This is a genomic window from Pantoea sp. DY-17 (assembly GCF_019795975.1).
GTDB classification, from domain to species: Bacteria; Pseudomonadota; Gammaproteobacteria; order Enterobacterales; family Enterobacteriaceae; genus Pantoea; species Pantoea leporis.
Map to the genome: position 1 here is coordinate 673,368 of NZ_JAIMIG010000001.1, position 15,193 is coordinate 688,560.

Annotated in this window: 16 protein-coding genes; 4 read left to right on the top strand and 12 right to left on the bottom strand. The window is 51.7% G+C overall.

Translation table 11 applies throughout. The features are described 5' to 3' along the window. Positions 1-3 precede the first annotated feature (3 nt). Positions 4-1,128: a glucans biosynthesis protein MdoC gene (mdoC, locus tag K5Y33_RS03235; RefSeq protein WP_222233246.1), complete on the bottom strand. Its 1,125-nt coding sequence runs from the start codon at positions 1,126-1,128 to the stop codon at positions 4-6. A 278-nt stretch (positions 1,129-1,406) separates the two neighbouring features. Between mdoC and K5Y33_RS03240 the strand changes: the two genes are divergently transcribed. The 3 genes from K5Y33_RS03240 (at position 1,407) to K5Y33_RS03250 (ending at position 5,859) form a co-directional block, all read left to right on the top strand. Continuing rightward, the gene (locus K5Y33_RS03240) at positions 1,407-2,942 is read left to right on the top strand and encodes a glucan biosynthesis protein G (protein ID WP_222233847.1); all 1,536 of its coding nucleotides are present in this window, start codon (positions 1,407-1,409) and stop codon (positions 2,940-2,942) included. Next, a complete protein-coding gene (gene mdoH, locus K5Y33_RS03245) occupies positions 2,935-5,484 on the top strand; it encodes a glucans biosynthesis glucosyltransferase MdoH (RefSeq protein ID WP_101760869.1) in 2,550 nt (849 codons plus the stop codon). Before K5Y33_RS03240 ends, mdoH begins: the two co-directional genes overlap by 8 nt. 135 nt (positions 5,485-5,619) lie before the next feature. Next, entirely contained in the window at positions 5,620-5,859 is a 240-nt protein-coding gene (locus K5Y33_RS03250; RefSeq protein ID WP_110865906.1) for a YceK/YidQ family lipoprotein, read from the top strand. Between the two features lie 6 nt (positions 5,860-5,865). Here the strand turns inward: K5Y33_RS03250 and K5Y33_RS03255 are convergent, their stop codons facing one another. The 3 genes from K5Y33_RS03255 to K5Y33_RS03265 all read right to left on the bottom strand — a co-directional run bounded on the left by K5Y33_RS03255 (position 5,866) and on the right by K5Y33_RS03265 (position 8,129). Beyond that, positions 5,866-6,261, bottom strand: coding sequence for a MysB family protein (locus tag K5Y33_RS03255; RefSeq protein WP_101760867.1), 396 nt, complete (start codon positions 6,259-6,261; stop codon positions 5,866-5,868). Positions 6,262-6,380: 119 nt separating this feature from the next. Continuing rightward, on the bottom strand, positions 6,381-6,647 hold the full coding sequence (locus K5Y33_RS03260; RefSeq protein ID WP_008103132.1) for a hypothetical protein: 267 nt from the start codon (positions 6,645-6,647) through the stop codon (positions 6,381-6,383). 558 nt (positions 6,648-7,205) lie between these two features. Next, positions 7,206-8,129, bottom strand: a complete 924-nt coding sequence (locus tag K5Y33_RS03265) for a Kdo(2)-lipid IV(A) acyltransferase (protein WP_101760866.1) — start codon at positions 8,127-8,129, stop codon at positions 7,206-7,208. A gap of 267 nt (positions 8,130-8,396) precedes the next feature. Here K5Y33_RS03265 and K5Y33_RS03270 point away from each other — a divergent pair, with 267 nt between their 5' ends. Continuing rightward, positions 8,397-9,452 carry a rhodanese-related sulfurtransferase gene (locus tag K5Y33_RS03270; protein ID WP_101760865.1) on the top strand — a complete coding sequence of 352 codons (1,056 nt, stop codon included), beginning with the start codon at positions 8,397-8,399 and terminating at the stop codon, positions 9,450-9,452. A 44-nt stretch (positions 9,453-9,496) separates the two neighbouring features. On the opposite strand, the gene K5Y33_RS03275 is transcribed toward K5Y33_RS03270, so the two are convergent. From K5Y33_RS03275 to K5Y33_RS03310, 8 genes are all read right to left on the bottom strand, one after another. Continuing rightward, a complete protein-coding gene (locus K5Y33_RS03275) occupies positions 9,497-10,072 on the bottom strand; it encodes a YceI family protein (protein ID WP_101760864.1) in 576 nt (191 codons plus the stop codon). A gap of 1 nt (position 10,073) precedes the next feature. Beyond that, the gene (locus tag K5Y33_RS03280; RefSeq protein ID WP_192413680.1) at positions 10,074-10,646 is read right to left on the bottom strand and encodes a cytochrome b; all 573 of its coding nucleotides are present in this window, start codon (positions 10,644-10,646) and stop codon (positions 10,074-10,076) included. A gap of 292 nt (positions 10,647-10,938) precedes the next feature. Further along, positions 10,939-12,054: an N-methyl-L-tryptophan oxidase gene (gene solA, locus K5Y33_RS03285; RefSeq protein WP_222233247.1), complete on the bottom strand. Its 1,116-nt coding sequence runs from the start codon at positions 12,052-12,054 to the stop codon at positions 10,939-10,941. Between the two features lie 106 nt (positions 12,055-12,160). Further along, complete coding sequence (gene bssS / locus K5Y33_RS03290; RefSeq protein ID WP_008103119.1) at positions 12,161-12,415, bottom strand: biofilm formation regulator BssS; 255 nt, start codon at positions 12,413-12,415, stop codon at positions 12,161-12,163. Between the two features lie 278 nt (positions 12,416-12,693). Then, positions 12,694-12,963 (bottom strand): hypothetical protein, encoded by a 270-nt coding sequence (locus K5Y33_RS03295; protein WP_101760862.1) that lies wholly within the window; start codon positions 12,961-12,963, stop codon positions 12,694-12,696. A gap of 143 nt (positions 12,964-13,106) precedes the next feature. Beyond that, complete coding sequence (gene dinI / locus K5Y33_RS03300) at positions 13,107-13,352, bottom strand: DNA damage-inducible protein I (protein WP_101760861.1); 246 nt, start codon at positions 13,350-13,352, stop codon at positions 13,107-13,109. A gap of 68 nt (positions 13,353-13,420) precedes the next feature. Further along, on the bottom strand, positions 13,421-14,467 hold the full coding sequence (gene pyrC, locus K5Y33_RS03305) for a dihydroorotase (protein WP_222233248.1): 1,047 nt from the start codon (positions 14,465-14,467) through the stop codon (positions 13,421-13,423). 135 nt (positions 14,468-14,602) lie between these two features. Then, the gene (locus K5Y33_RS03310; protein WP_222233249.1) at positions 14,603-15,166 is read right to left on the bottom strand and encodes a lipoprotein; all 564 of its coding nucleotides are present in this window, start codon (positions 15,164-15,166) and stop codon (positions 14,603-14,605) included. Positions 15,167-15,193: the final 27 nt, after the last annotated feature.

Sequence of the window (15,193 nt, forward strand, 5' to 3'; positions counted from 1 at the left end):
TTTTCATTTGCGTTGCGGCTTACCGGAGAACAGGAAGCGCAGCAGCGGAATGCGCAGATGGATTTCATACAGCGTAAACGCCACGCCAAATACCATCAGTAAGCCGACGAAGAAGCCGAGCGTGTTGTTGCCGATGTGCGGCGTGATGTAGATGCCGTACAAAATGGTCAGCGGATGGTGTACCAGATAGATAAACAGCGAGGCATTCACCAGATACATGATGCGCGGCGAATGGCTGTTCAGCAGCTTATGGCCGAAGCTAAAACAGACGTTTAGCATGCACAACCCCATCAGCGTCGAAATGATCATATCGATTTCATACAGCCAACCTTCACCGCTGCTATAGCGCTGATTCAGGCTATAGGCGATGAATACCGCGATAGCGCCAAAGCACATCACCGGATTAAAGCGCACAAACAACGCTTTCAGCGCCTGATGCTTCCAGCTCAACGCACCCAGCATAAAGAACGGCAGGAACATCAGCGTTTGCATCACGGCAATGCTGAACAGGCCATCGGCAAATACGGCCGGAACGAAATAAAACAGCACGCGGCGGAACGCACACCAAATTAAGGCATAAGTCAGTAGCGCCAGCGTCAATTTACCCCAGCCAATTTGCTGATAATCGATGCTGCGCTGCTGCTTATTCAGCCAGCGAAACGCCACCATACCGAACGTCGTCAGAATCACCAGTACCAGTAAAAACCACAGATGAGATATCAGCTCCCACGCCAGCGTGTTGTACTTGTTGTAGAGCGAGAAACTGTTCCAGTCGCCGATTTTATCGGTGAGATTTTTCGTGATGAAAAACTGCGGCAAAGTAATCAGCGGCACGGCAGTCAACATCGGGATGCCGACACGCTCCAGACGCACTTTCAACCAGCGCTGCGGCTGGTAGCGTAAGTAGAGCATGTAGGAAAAATAGCCTGAAATAACAAAGAATACCTGCATGCGGAAGGCGTGAATAAAGTCGTTCAGCACCGTCAACCACATTGAGGCGTCATGGCTGTTCACGGCCCATTTCTGCGTGGAGTAAATCAGGGAGACGTGAAAAGGCACGCCCAATAACATTAAATACGCGCGAATCGAATCGAGGAAATATTCACGTTCGGGTTTAGCTGAACTCATAATCTTCCAATAGTCAGTTTACTTGCCGGTTTCGCCCTGAAACCGGATTATGCCGAAGGAAAATTCTACCGGCTGTAAACAGGGTATACTATCAGGTGAATCTGTATGTGATTTTGCGGGGTTTAATTATCCTAAAAGCACATTTTCAGCTTACAAATCAGCGGAACAATCTATTACATACGCTGTCGGAAAACCGAATAATCCTTTAAGATAATCGGGTTTGATCTAAGCACACGAAAGGGGGGGATGTGCTGAATAATGTGAATAATAAAGTGGGACTGGTAAAGATGCGCTGGGTAGGCGCGGCAGTTCTGCTGGCTATGTATGCCAACAATAGTTGGGCGTTTAACATTGATGATGTTGCAAAACAAGCCAAGGCGTTGGCAGGGAAAAGTTTCGAAGCGCCAAAAAGCAATTTACCCTCTCAGTTTCGTGAAATGAAGTTTGCTGACTATCAGCAGATCCAGTTTAACCACGACAAAGCTTATTGGGGCAAACTGCGCACGCCGTTTAAGCTTGAGTTCTATCATCAGGGCATGTATTTCGATACGCCGGTGAAAATCAATGAAGTGACGGCGTCTTCAGTACGTGAAATTAAATATAACCCTGACTACTTCAATTTCGGCAACGTAAAACACGATGCTGATGCAGTCAAAAACCTCGGCTTTGCTGGGTTTAAGGTGTTGTATCCTCTAAATAAAAAAGGCAAAGACGACGAGATCACCAGCTTCCTCGGCGCCAGCTATTTCCGTGTGATTGGCGAGGGCCAGGTGTACGGTCTTTCGGCACGTGGACTGGCGATTGATACCGCCTTGCCGTCGGGCGAAGAGTTCCCGCGCTTTAAAGAGTTCTGGATTGAGCGTCCAAAACCGCAGGACAAACAGCTGGTGATCTATGCGCTGCTGGATTCGCCACGCGCGTCCGGTGCCTATCGTTTCATCATCAAACCGGGCAAAGAATCGACGGTTGATGTGCAATCCAAAGTTTATCTGCGTGATAACGTCGGCAAACTGGGCGTTGCGCCACTGACCAGTATGTTCCTGTTTGGTGCAAACCAGCCTTCACCGGTGACCAACTTCCGTTCAGAGCTGCACGATTCGAATGGTCTTTCGATTCATGCCGGTAACGGTGAGTGGATTTGGCGTCCGCTAAATAACCCGAAACATCTGGCGGTTAGCACTTTTACCGTTGAGAACCCGAAAGGTTTTGGTCTGCTGCAGCGCACGCGTGATTTCAGCCGTTTTCAGGATCTCGACGATCGCTACGACCTGCGCCCTAGTGGCTGGGTTGAGCCGCAGGGTGATTGGGGTAAAGGCCGTGTTGAACTGGTAGAGATTCCAACTGCCGATGAAACCAACGACAACATCGTTGCGTTCTGGACGCCGGAAAAACTGCCAGAGCCGGGCAAAGAGATGAACTTCCAGTATCGTCTGCACTTCACCCGTGACGAGAATCAGCTGCACTCAGACGACATTGCCTGGGTAAAAGACACGCTGCGCTCTGCCGGTGATGTGAAGCAGTCGAATCTGGTGCGTCAGCCGGATGGTTCTATCGCCTTCACCGTGGATTTCGTTGGCAAAGCGATGAGCAAGCTGCCGGAAAATACGCAAGTGGCGCCGCAGGTGAGCGTGGGTAACAACGCTGACGTGGTTGAGCAGAGTGTGCGCTACAACCCGGTGACCAAAGGCTGGCGTCTGGTGTTGCGTCTGCGAGTGAAAGATAACAAGCAGCCGACTGAGATGCGTGCGGCGCTGGTGAGCGGCGACAAGACATTGACGGAAACCTGGAGCTATCAGCTACCTGCCAATGAATAAATCGATATTTCTACCTCAATCTTACGTGGAGGCTCTGCCGCTTGATGCGGCAGGGCGCGCCCGTCTCAGCGATTCGCTGCAGAATGCGCAGGCGTTCCACGCTATTCATACGTCGCTGGGGCAAGACAACGCCGCCAGCGAGCGCCCGGATGATGCGCCGCTGAAATCGGTGTCATCCCGTGTGCAAATGGCCTGGCCGGACTCACTGGCGGATGGTCAGCAGCTCAGCAAGGATTATCTTGATCGCACCACACTGAAGGCGATGCCGAAAGTGAAGCGTTCGCTGATGTTCCCGGAGATCTGGCGCACCAACCCGATTGCGCGTGCCTGGGATTCCCTGCGCGGCCAGAAATCCACCCCACGCTATGCCACCGTTGAAGAGCAGAAAAACGAGGACAAGTGGCGCCACGTTGGCTCCATGCGTCGTTACGTACTGCTGATTCTGACGATTCTGCAGACCGTGGTGGCAACCTGGTACATGAAAACCATTCTGCCGTATCAAGGCTGGACGCTGATCGATCCTATCGAGATGTTCAACCAGAACTGGCTGCAGTCGGTTGAGCTGATACTGCCGTACATCCTGCAGACCGGGATTCTGTTCCTGTTTGCCATCTTGTTCTGCTGGGTTTCTGCTGGTTTCTGGACCGCGCTGATGGGCTTCCTGCAGCTGCTGATCGGTCGCGATAAATACAGTATTTCGTATTCGACTACCGGCGATGAGCCACTGAATCCGGAACACCGTACTGCGCTGATCATGCCGATCTGTAATGAAGATGTAGAACGGGTGTTTGCTGGCCTGCGTGCGACCTGGGAATCGGTCAAACGTACTGGCAATGCTGAACACTTTGACGTCTACATTCTGAGCGACAGCTACGATGCCGATATCGCCATCGCCGAGCAAAAAGCCTGGATGGAGCTGGTGCGTGATGTCGGTGGCGCCGGCAAGATTTTCTATCGTCGTCGTCGTCGTCGTGTGAAGCGTAAAAGCGGCAACATCGATGACTTCTGCCGTCGCTGGGGCAGCAACTACAGCTACATGGTGGTGCTGGACGCCGACAGCGTAATGAGCGGTGAGTGTCTTACCGGTTTAGTGCGCATGATGGATGCTAACCCGAACGCCGGTATTATCCAGTCTTCGCCGAAAGCGTCAGGCATGGATACGCTGTATGCGCGTTGCCAGCAGTTTGCTACCCGTGTGTACGGTCCGCTGTTCACCGCTGGTTTGCACTTCTGGCAGTTGGGTGAATCACACTATTGGGGCCATAACGCCATCATTCGTGTGCAACCGTTTATCGAGCACTGTGCGCTGGCACCGCTGCCGGGTGAAGGTTCCTTCGCGGGTTCGATCCTGTCGCATGACTTCGTTGAAGCCGCGCTGATGCGTCGTGCCGGTTGGGGTGTGTGGATCGCCTACGATCTGCCAGGCTCCTATGAAGAACTGCCGCCGAACCTGCTGGATGAGCTGAAGCGTGACCGTCGCTGGTGCCACGGTAACCTGATGAACTTCCGTTTGTTCCTGGTAAAAGGGATGCATCCGGTTCACCGTGCGGTGTTCCTGACGGGCGTAATGTCCTATCTCTCTGCGCCGTTGTGGTTCATGTTCCTCGCGCTTTCTACTGCCTTGCAGGTGGTGCACACGCTGATGGAACCGACCTACTTCCTGCAACCACGCCAGCTGTTCCCGGTGTGGCCGCAGTGGCGTCCCGATCTGGCGATAGCCTTGTTCTCAACTACGCTGGTGCTGCTGTTCCTGCCGAAACTGTTGAGCGTGGTGCTGATTTGGTTCAAGGGAGCTAAACCTTATGGTGGCGCCATCCGCTTGTTCTTCTCGCTGATTCTGGAGATGCTGTTCTCAGTGCTGCTGGCGCCGGTGCGCATGCTGTTCCACACCGTGTTTGTGGTCAGCGCGTTCCTTGGCTGGGAAGTGGTGTGGAACTCGCCGCAGCGTGATGATGATGCGACGCCGTGGAGCGAAGCTTTCCGTCGTCATGGTTCACAGATGCTGTTGGGTCTGGTGTGGGCGGGCGGTATGGGCTTCCTCGATCTGAACTTCCTGTGGTGGCTGTCGCCGATCGTCGTCTCGCTGATCCTGTCGCCGTTTGTATCGGTGATGTCGAGCCGTGCAACGGTAGGGCAGAAGAGTAAGAACGCCAAACTGTTCCTGATCCCGGAAGAGTATGAGCCACCTAAAGAGCTGGTTGATACCGATCACTATCTGCAGATCAATCGTCAACGCGCGCTGAAAAATGGCTTTATGCATGCACTGTTTAACCCGGCGTTTAACGCGCTGGCGACAGCGATGGCAACATCGCGTCATAAGCAGAGCGATTTACTGGATCATGCGCGTGACCGTCGTGTCGATCAGGCACTGAGCGATGCGCCAGAGAAACTGAATCGCGAGCAGCGTTTGCAGCTGATTAGCGATCCGGTGGTGCTGGCTCGTGTGCACTCACGCCTGTGGGAAAGCGCGGACAAATATCATCAGTGGGTGGAAAGCTATCAGAAGCTGAAGCTCAATCCAGAGGCGCTGCCACAGCGCTGAGGATGAGAAAGTAGAAAGCGGCAGAAATGCCGCTTTTTTTTCGCCAGAAATATGACGCAATCTTTACGTGTTAAGGAGTGGTCATCGTCCCTGCGAGATGGTTAAACTAATGCCAGTTCATTGTGAGTAAATGTTGTGAATTATTTCCTGAAAATAACCGCGCTCAGCGCCGCCATTCTTCTGCTCACCGGTTGTGGCAGTATCATCAGCCGCACCTTTCCCGGACAAGGTCACGGCAACCAATATTATCCCGGCGTGCAGTGGGACGTTCGTGACGGACCGTGGCGCGTGCTAACCATTATCGATTTGCCGCTGTCGCTGGTGATGGACACGCTGTTACTGCCCGTCGATGCCAGTCACGGTCCGTACGAATAAACGTTATTACAGGTTGTCAGAAGGGCTGTTGTCGTCTTCCCACTCTTGTGCCGCCGCTTCGCCCTCTTCAAGGTCACGCGGTGGTTCCAGCTGGAACTCGCCGTCGTCCCATTCGTGCAGCGTATTTTCCGCCTGCCACTCCTGACGCAGTTCGACTTCATCAAAATCGCCATCAAAGATGGCTTGTGCGGCGTCTCCGCTTGAGATTGGCAGGCATTCACCCTGACCATCCTCTTCAGCGAAAAATTCGGCCTGCCACATAATGTCGCCATCTTGCATCACGTACTTCTGCAGGGCGAACTGGCTTACACTGGCATCTTCTTCAGCGATCTCTGGTTGGCTGGCGAGGAACTCTTCACGAGCGGCTTCAATGGCTTCTTCAAGGGTGGTAAACAGGCTCATCATCAACTCCATGTCTGTAAAAAAGGGATTTCACAGAAGGATAGACGAAAAATCGTGAAGTGCAGGGCGGAGAGGAAATATCAGTTGGGCGGTTGCGTGAAATTCAACCGCCCAACCGGTCAGGCTATTTTCTGCGGGAAATGCAATACCGGGCGTACTGATTCGTGAATAATTGGAGCAGAGTAACGAATACAACATTTAATACAGGGCTTAACCTTTTTAAAATTAATACGCGCGGTTGATAATGCCTGATTTAAATTATATAGAGTGCCAATAAATACCATGTCCTCCTTTACGGGTAAGCGTTTGCACTCTTTCCGATGCAGAAGATGATAACCTTCCTGATCGGTACTGATCGTCACGTAGTAGTAGATGCCTTTATTCATATTATATTGTCCTGAGATATATTTGCTGTGTGTAATCTTTTTATATTTTTTAAAAGTGAACGGGTGAAGCTAAGTGCTGTAATCGAAATTAACTGGATTCGATTTTACGAACCAATTCCATAAAGTTATAAGCGAAGCGATTATTTTAATAAAAAAGAATATAGGGTTTTTTATTCAGACAATACCTTGTTTAGTAAGTTAATTTTACTTCATTGATAAGTGATGCCGAAGGATTTAGCAATATTAAATAGGAATAGCCCTGGAAGTCGTAGAAATCAGGTCCGAAACGCTAAACTTTGGTGAATAAATATTAATGGGTGACAATTCCGCGAATCCTGCATCAACGCAGAATTTGGCTGCTGCGGCGCAAGGAAAGGTTAATTTTACGTCAACATTGCGTGCTGAAGAAAAGTGATGTCTGATTAAATGCGGCGCTAAGCCAACTATCAGCCTAAGTTCAGGCTGGCACGGCTGACTAATAAATTACCGCATGTAATCGCGCCAAAAGGCAAATTAGTGCATATAAACAGTGGAGCACACAGAGTGCCCCGACCAATATTAATAAACTGATGGTTCGCCTTGCGGACGCGTTTTAAAGCGGCGATGCAGCCACATGTATTGCTCTGGAGCCAGCAGCACCGTCTCTTCCACCACTTTATTCATCACCACAGCGGTATCAAGTTCAGATTCCAGCGTAAATTTGTCGCGGATATCTGGCATCATTTTCAGCTCATAGCCGCGCGCGTTCGGCAGACGTCGCGCCAGGAACGGCACCACGCTTGGGTTTGCCAGACGAATCAGCATATGGGTGCCGGTGGTGGTCGCCGCGTCCTGAACCGCGAAGAATGGCGCAAACACGCTGCTGCGCGGGCCATAATCATGATCCGGTGCATACCAGATAATGTCGTTGTTCTTCATGGCGCGAATCATGCCTTTCAGATCTTTGCGGTCCAGCATGCTTTTATTGGAGCGCATCCGGCCCCAGGTTTGCAGCCAGTCGATCAACTTGTTGTCGTTGGGACGATACACGCCAATGCCTGGGTTGTGCATACCAAATACCCGCGCTCCCAACTCCAGAGTCAGAAAGTGCATACCAATTAATAATATGCCGCGCTTCTCTGCCAGCGCGTTAGTCACGTGCTCCAGCCCGCTGGTGGTGACCCATTTACGAATACGCCAGTCCGGCCAGAACCACGCCATCCCGGTTTCAATCAGCCCCATGCCTACCGATTCGAAGTTGTGCTTTACCATCGCGTCACGTTCATTGGTCGGCATAGTGGGGAAGCACACTTCAAGATTACGCTGCGCCACTTCAACGCGCCGCTTCATAAAGCGCATGGCAACGCGACCCAATCCGCAGCCAATTGCATGCAGTACCGGATAGGGCAACAGCACCAGCAGATAAAGAAAGCCAATGCCGAGCCAGGTCAGCCAATAGCGTGGATAGAAGAGTTCACGGGTGAGTTGGGGAAGTTGAGTCATGGAAATGTCAGTATCCTGCGTCTTATGCCAGAGAGTCCGGTTTCTGTAATTTTTTGTCATTATGCCATTTTTTCATTCTGGCTGAAATCAAGCATAGACCGAGGACGGCTTTCCGACAGCAGGTATGCGCACGAAAACGCAATTGTGGCGCACAAATGCGTGTGTAATTTCAGCCGGCAGGCTTATCAAACCAACATTTTTGTATCAGGCAGAATTCGGGTATCATACGCGCGCTAAATTTCTCTGATTGCTAACAGGACGAACACCATGCCAGTGTTACATAACCTTGTTTCCAATAAAGAGCTGAAGGAACGTATGTTGGCGGAAACCGAACCACGTACCACAGTCTCTTTTTATAAATACTTCCAGATTGCCGATCCTAAAGCCTTCCGTGATGCCCTCTACGTTGAGTTAACCAAACTCAAGGTGTTTGGTCGCGTCTATGTTGCGCACGAAGGCATCAACGCACAAATCAGTGTGCCCGCCAGCCGCTACGAAAAGATGAAGGCCGCTTTGTATGCCTTTGATGCGGCGCTAAATAACTTGCGCATGAACATTGCGCTGGATGATGACGGTAAATCTTTTTGGGTGCTGCGCCTGAAAGTGCGTGAACGCATTGTAGCGGATGGGATTGAAGACAATAGCTTTGATGCCAGCGATGTGGGTGCTTACCTGAAAGCCGCGGACGTTAATGCAATGCTCGACGATCCGGATGCGCTGTTTGTGGATATGCGTAACCACTACGAATATGAAGTGGGGCGCTTCGATAACGCCATGGAAGTGCCGGCCGATACCTTCCGCGATCAACTGCCGATGGCCGTTGATATGCTGCAGGATCAGAAAGACAAAAAGATTGTTATGTACTGTACCGGTGGCATTCGTTGTGAAAAGGCCAGCGCCTGGATGAAACACAACGGCTTCAAAGATGTTTATCACATCGAAGGCGGGATTATTGAATACACCCGTCGGGCGCGTGAACAGGGCTTACCGGTGCGTTTCAAGGGCAAAAACTTTGTCTTTGACGAGCGCATGGGCGAGCGTATTTCCGACGATATTCTTTCCAGCTGTCATCAGTGCGGCACGCCTTGCGATAGCCACACCAACTGCATCAATGATGGCTGTCATTTGCTGTTTATTCAGTGCCCAAGCTGCGCTGAAAAGTACAACAACTGCTGCAGCCCAATCTGCATGGAAGAGTCAACGTTGTCGCCAGAGGAGCAGCGCGCACGCCGTGCGGGCCGTGAAAATGGCAACAAAGTGTTCAACAAATCACGTGGTTTGCTGAACATGACGATGGCGATTCCGGCGCCAGATAAAAAATAAGCGTCAAACAGCCTGAGGTCAGCGGACTTCAGGCTGTATTTCGTTTACTTACGCACGCCTTCCACTGAAATAATCAGTTCAGCTTTCTGCGATGCCGGGCCAAGATCTTTGCTGATGTTGAACTCTTTGAGCACGATCTCACCGCTGGCTTCAAATCCTGCACGGTAGCCGCCCCATGGATCTTTGCCTTCACCGATCAATTTAGCATCCAGCGTGACGGGCTTGGTCACGCCATTCAGCGTCAGGTCACCGGTGATCTTGTAATCTTTACCCTCTTTCTTCACGGCGGTAGAAGCAAAGGTTGCCTGCGGGAACTTACCGGTGTTGAGGAAATCCGCGCTGCGCAGGTGTTTATCACGCTCAGCATGGTTGGTATCGAGGCTGTTGGTGTTGATGGTCACGTTGACTTTATCTGCCGCAGGATTGGCTTCATCAAACGTGAAGCTGCCATCAAAGTCTTTAAAGGTGCCGTACAACCAGCTGTAGCCCAGATGCTGAATGCGAAACTGCACAAACGCGTGCTGGCCTTCCTTATCAAATTTATAATCAGCCGCGCTGGCCGTCAGGCTGGCGCTCAATAATCCGGCCGCTGCTACTGCCAATAATGTCTTCTTTAGCATGTTACTTTTCCTTTTCAGAGGTTAACGGGATGCGGTAACCCAACATCCTTTTCAGTGTCACATCACGGTCAATAAAATGGTGCTTCAGGGCTGCCAGCGCGTGCAGTGCAGAGATCAGCACCAAACCCCACGCCAGCCAAAGATGAATGTCACCCGCCAGATCCGCTTGTTGCGCGGCACCGCTGAACAGGGCGGGAACCGCGAACCAGCCAAATACGGAGATCGGTTTGCCATCGGCGGTGGAGATGAGATAACCGGTGAACAGCAGCACCAACAGTAAGCCGTATAACAGCCAGTGCGCGGCGGTAGCGCTGCGTCGTACGGCGGGCGAATAACTCGCCAACGGTTTGGGCGGCGGTGAAATAAAACGCCAGCCGAGGCGCAGCAGCAGCGCAGCGAACAGCAGAATGCCGATGCCTTTATGAATTTCGGGCGCATCGTGATACCAGCCATCGTAATAGCCCAATCCGACCATCCACAAACCCAGCGCGAACATGCCGTAAATAACCAGCGCCATAAGCCAATGCAATAAAATCGAGACAGCGCCGAAATGCTGTGTGGAATTACGCCACATTAAAATCACCTGGAATGAAATAAGTGGTAATGAGCATCTACATTTTGCAATGAAAGATCAATTAAGCTTACTTTTCTATAAAGTTGAAAATCATCTTCGGAATAAATGAGGATTTAATTAAAACTCAGTCAGAATAATTGAAGGGATAGCTTAAAAGGCGGGGCTTATTGCGAAGTATTGCATATTCACTACACCAAATGCGGCATAGCGCGGCGCTGAATGTTGATATAGGTAATTAACTGTCAGTTTGTGTCAATTTCGCCGGCACAGGATTAGTACCGGCAAGTATGGTTTAGTTAAATCGCGCGAGCGAGAAAGGCGCAATATCGAAAGAGAACGGTTTGTTCTGCGCAAATTCACTGGCAAGTTCACCCAGCACGCTGGCGAATTTGAAACCGTGTCCGCTTAAGCCGGTGATGATCAGACGATTAGGTTCGCCCGGTAGCGTATCGATAATGAAATCTTCGTCCGGCGTATTGTCGTAGCTGCAGGCTTCACCATGCAAACAGACGCCCACGCCCGGCAGGAATTTACGCAGGAAGTTAAAAGATTCGTTGCCGTCTACCGCGATGCTGCCAAAAGGTTTGCGATCGGCCGGCGTTTGCATCAGCTGTCCGCCATCGTGACGTCCCACTTTCAGCGCGTTGTTATCCGCCGGGAAGCCGTAAAAGTGGCTGCCATCGCTCATCTCCACGGTAAAGCCGGGGAATTTATTGTTCTCGCTGTAGCGACCATCTGCCTGATACCAGGCGAAAACTTTGCGCACGGGCGCAACCGGCAGATGGGCGACCAACTGGCTCACCCAGGTACCGGCGCTGACCAACAGTTTACGCGCGCGGAAAATGCCATCGCTGGTGGTGACTTGCTGCAGATCGCCGTCACGACCTATCTCTGTCACCGGACAGTTAAACAGCTGCGCGCAACCGGCCTGTTCCGCCAGCTGCACCCAGCTGCGCACCGCTTGCTCACATTTGAGGAAGCCGGAGTTGGGTTCGTACACGCCGATGTAGCCATCCGGCACTGTGAACTGCGGCCAGCGCGCGCGCACTTCATCGGCTTGCAGGATTTTCACATCCAGCTGCCACGCTTTCGCGCTATCGATAACATTTTGAATAAAGGAGGAGGTGATGGGCGCTAAGTTGAGGATGCCGCTGCGATGCATGATGCGCTCGCCGCTCTGGCGTTCCAGCTCATCCCAGAGTGTCTGTGCGCGTAGCACCAGCGGCACGTAGCGTTCACCTTCACCATACGCATGGCGAATCAGGCGAGTTTCCCCATGATGTGTGCCCTGGCTGTGCGGCGGATGGGCGCTATCAATCATCAGCACCGATAAGCCAGCCTGCGTGGCGTAAAACCCGGCTGCTGCGCCGACCGAACCGCTTCCCACCACAATCAGATCATAAACCATAACGACATCACTCCAGCAAAACAGCGAAATTTTTCAACAGCATATCAAAAGAGAGCGCCCATGAAAAAGGCACCCTGTTGGGTGCCCTTTCACGCGATAGTAGAAATTAATGCTTTTGATTGTCGCGTAGGTACTGCTCGGTAGACTCTATTTTTGCAATGCCAGCTTCGAGTAGAGAGATGAACTGTCTGGCTACGTCGGTAGTCAGCCAGTAGGTCGGACCCACGTCAGCTTCTTCTTCTTTCTGCCCCTGCGAGGAGAGCGAGTGCAGGCGAATCATCATGGCGTCATAACTGTCTACGGTGCTGATGTCCCATCCTACCAACGGATGAGTCTGGATGACGTCTTTATTTCTGTCCATTATAACCTCCGTATTACTCGTTAAACGAAGTGCTTCTTGAGGTTCAATGCGGCTGTATCGTGCACTAGCGAAACAATTATAACATGAAATAGCGGGTACAATAGTTAAAAGGTATGACGAACCTAAACAGAGTAAAAATAAACGCGGTTAACATTGACGTTTAATCGAATAATAAAATGCCCACAGCATCAGGCATTTTATTGGAATTATTACTGGCAACACTGACGAAGTTATCGGCTTTTATAAGGGAAAACTTTAGGCCGAAAAAGGGGGCACTTTTATGAGTGTGGCTCGACCGGCAGCAGGCCGTGACGTTTCTGAATCTCTTCCGCCAGCCGGGTAAAATGCTGCTGTAACTGCTCGTCATGGTTCTGGTTTTGCGCTTCCAGCGTCAGGTTGTGGACCAGCAACTGATTGGCGCGATCGTCGAGACAGAAGGTCAAGGTGGCAAACGCATTTTCTAATACGGTTAAGCGGCGCTGTTGCTCAGCAATAAATGCCAGCAATTCTCCGAAGGTCATCGCCTCTTCTGGTTTTTCAGTAGTCATGTAAAACACCTCCTGTAAGCATGACGAGGCAAGAATAGGGGATCGTTTAACATGAGTCTAGATGCAGGAAGTTTTTCTGGCGAGAGGGAAATAAAAACAAAAAAGCCGGATAGCGATACCCGGCAAAAACGGCACAGTGGCAGTTAATCGTTATTGAACCAGTCGTCAGCGCTTTCCCAGGTTTCTTGTAACAGTTCGCTGATGCGTTCGCGTGACTCTTTACAGCCACCAAACACGCTGAGTTGGTTGCCGCCGGCATAACGCACTTTGACGTGATGATCGTCGTCGGGGAAATCCTGCGTAATGCGACGAACCAGTTCGACGCTGAGTGCATCCAGCGCACCCGCAGGAAGGGGCGAAGTTTTTGCTACGGTAATTTCAACACGCATAGAAGCCTCCGGGATAATATACTGTTTATTTGTACAGTATAAATTTCCCGAAGGCAAGCAGCAGATAATTATTCTTTGATGCGCCAGTTCAGCGTTTCACCGGCAAGGAAAGGCACCAGCGTGTCATCCGCCAGCGCAATGCTCTCTTCAACCTGCCAGGATTCTCGCACCAGCGTCAGCGTGCCTTCATTCAGCGGCAGACCGTAGAAGTTCGCGCCGTTCTCCGAGCAGAAGGCTTCGAAATGTTCCAGCGCATTCAGCTCCTCAAACACGGTGGCGTACGCCGGCAATGAGGTCGGCGCATTAAACACGCCGGCGCAGCCACAGCTGGCTTCCTTGAGGTGACGCAGATGTGGCGCGGTATCGGTACCGAGGAATACGCGACGATTCCCGCTGGCAACCAGCTTACGCAGCGCTTCCTGATGGATATTGCGCTTCAGAATCGGCAGGCAGTAAAGATGCGGACGCACGCCGCCCACCAGCATGTGGTTACGGTTGAACATCAGGTGCTGTGGCGTAATGGTGGCGCCCAGCAGATCATTACCGGCTGCCAGATACTCCGCCGCTTCTTTCGTGGTGATGTGCTCCATCACCACTTTCAGCGCCGGGAACTGTTTACGCAGCGGTTCCAACACGGTTTCAATAAAGCGCGCTTCGCGATCAAAAATATCGATGTGAGAATCGGTCACTTCGCCGTGCACCAGCATTGGCATGCCGAACTGCTGCATGCGATCCAGCACCTTAGCGATGGCGGCGATGTTGGTCACGCCGTGGCTGGAGTTGGTGGTGGCGTGCGCAGGATAGAGTTTGGCGGCGGTAAAAGTGCCGTCACGGAAGCCGCGCTCGATCTCATCGGGATCAAGTGAATCGGTGAGATAGCAGGTCATCAGCGGAGTAAAAGCGTGCTCAGCAGGTAACGCAGCCATGATGCGCTCGCGATACGCCACGGCAGCGGCCACGCTGATAACCGGTGGAACCAGGTTTGGCATGACAATCGCACGACCATTTACTGCGCTGGTATAAGGCAGTACGGCGTTGAGCATCGCGCCATCGCGCAGATGGATGTGCCAGTCGTCAGGGCGGCGGATGGTAATGTGCTGAGGTTGGGCTGTCATTCAAAAAGACTCCGGCTGAGAAGAAAACGAGGGGCACGTTTAGGCCGGGGAGTAATCATAAGGATGTGGGCAACCGTTTGCACGGGATTTTATTGTGACAAACAAAAACCGCACCGGAAGGTGCGGTTGCGCGGATTAATCTGTAAACGGAATCACCAATTGGCCCGGTTTCACTTCAATTCCTTTAGCAAGTTTCTTCGCCAGCGCTTCGCCTTTGCTGCGGTCTGCACTCAGCACATAAGCAGGTCTCTCATTAAAGTAGCGCTTCAGCGACTCATTGAGATATGGCGTGAGAGTTTTCATGATCGATGCCATTTTCTCCGGCTGCACCTGCGCATCGACAATCTCCATGTCATGCAGATAAATCGCGCCTTCCTGTGCGTTGTAAACCGGCTGCGCCTTCATCTTCAGCAGCATTTCGGCCTGCTGCGGACCAAACAGCGAGCTGACATTGATATTGGCTTTACCCGAGAGCGTTATTTTGCCGGGTTCTTCACGGCCAATCTGGCTGTTGAGATCGCTCAGCACAATGTGCGCATTCACCAGCCCGGAAACGCCGATATCTTTTTCGAAGTTATTGCGCTTTTGCAGCGCCTGATTCACTTCCTGTTCGCTGATGGTGTACTGCGTCAATTGGTTACAGCTGCTGAGTAGCACGGCAAAAAGCAGGGCGAAAAGCCCGGTAAACGCCTTTTTCATATTGTCCTCATCCTGATCGAAACGGCA

What these genes read in the sequence shown, in the direction of transcription:
- K5Y33_RS03255 (WP_101760867.1), bottom strand. Translation starts at nt 6,261, where the DNA reads ATGAGCCTGTTTACCACCCTTGAAGAAGCCATTGAAGCCGCTCGTGAA.
- K5Y33_RS03295 (WP_101760862.1), bottom strand. Translation starts at nt 12,963, where the DNA reads ATGACTACTGAAAAACCAGAAGAGGCGATGACCTTCGGAGAATTGCTG.
- solA (WP_222233247.1), bottom strand. Translation starts at nt 12,054, where the DNA reads ATGGTTTATGATCTGATTGTGGTGGGAAGCGGTTCGGTCGGCGCAGCA.
- mdoC (WP_222233246.1), bottom strand. Translation starts at nt 1,128, where the DNA reads ATGAGTTCAGCTAAACCCGAACGTGAATATTTCCTCGATTCGATTCGC.
- K5Y33_RS03265 (WP_101760866.1), bottom strand. Translation starts at nt 8,129, where the DNA reads ATGACTCAACTTCCCCAACTCACCCGTGAACTCTTCTATCCACGCTAT.
- K5Y33_RS03280 (WP_192413680.1), bottom strand. Translation starts at nt 10,646, where the DNA reads ATGTGGCGTAATTCCACACAGCATTTCGGCGCTGTCTCGATTTTATTG.
- K5Y33_RS03275 (WP_101760864.1), bottom strand. Translation starts at nt 10,072, where the DNA reads ATGCTAAAGAAGACATTATTGGCAGTAGCAGCGGCCGGATTATTGAGC.
- K5Y33_RS03260 (WP_008103132.1), bottom strand. Translation starts at nt 6,647, where the DNA reads ATGAATAAAGGCATCTACTACTACGTGACGATCAGTACCGATCAGGAA.
- bssS (WP_008103119.1), bottom strand. Translation starts at nt 12,415, where the DNA reads ATGGACAGAAATAAAGACGTCATCCAGACTCATCCGTTGGTAGGATGG.
- dinI (WP_101760861.1), bottom strand. Translation starts at nt 13,352, where the DNA reads ATGCGTGTTGAAATTACCGTAGCAAAAACTTCGCCCCTTCCTGCGGGT.
- pyrC (WP_222233248.1), bottom strand. Translation starts at nt 14,467, where the DNA reads ATGACAGCCCAACCTCAGCACATTACCATCCGCCGCCCTGACGACTGG.
- mdoH (WP_101760869.1), top strand. Translation starts at nt 2,935, where the DNA reads ATGAATAAATCGATATTTCTACCTCAATCTTACGTGGAGGCTCTGCCG.
- K5Y33_RS03270 (WP_101760865.1), top strand. Translation starts at nt 8,397, where the DNA reads ATGCCAGTGTTACATAACCTTGTTTCCAATAAAGAGCTGAAGGAACGT.
- K5Y33_RS03310 (WP_222233249.1), bottom strand. Translation starts at nt 15,166, where the DNA reads ATGAAAAAGGCGTTTACCGGGCTTTTCGCCCTGCTTTTTGCCGTGCTA.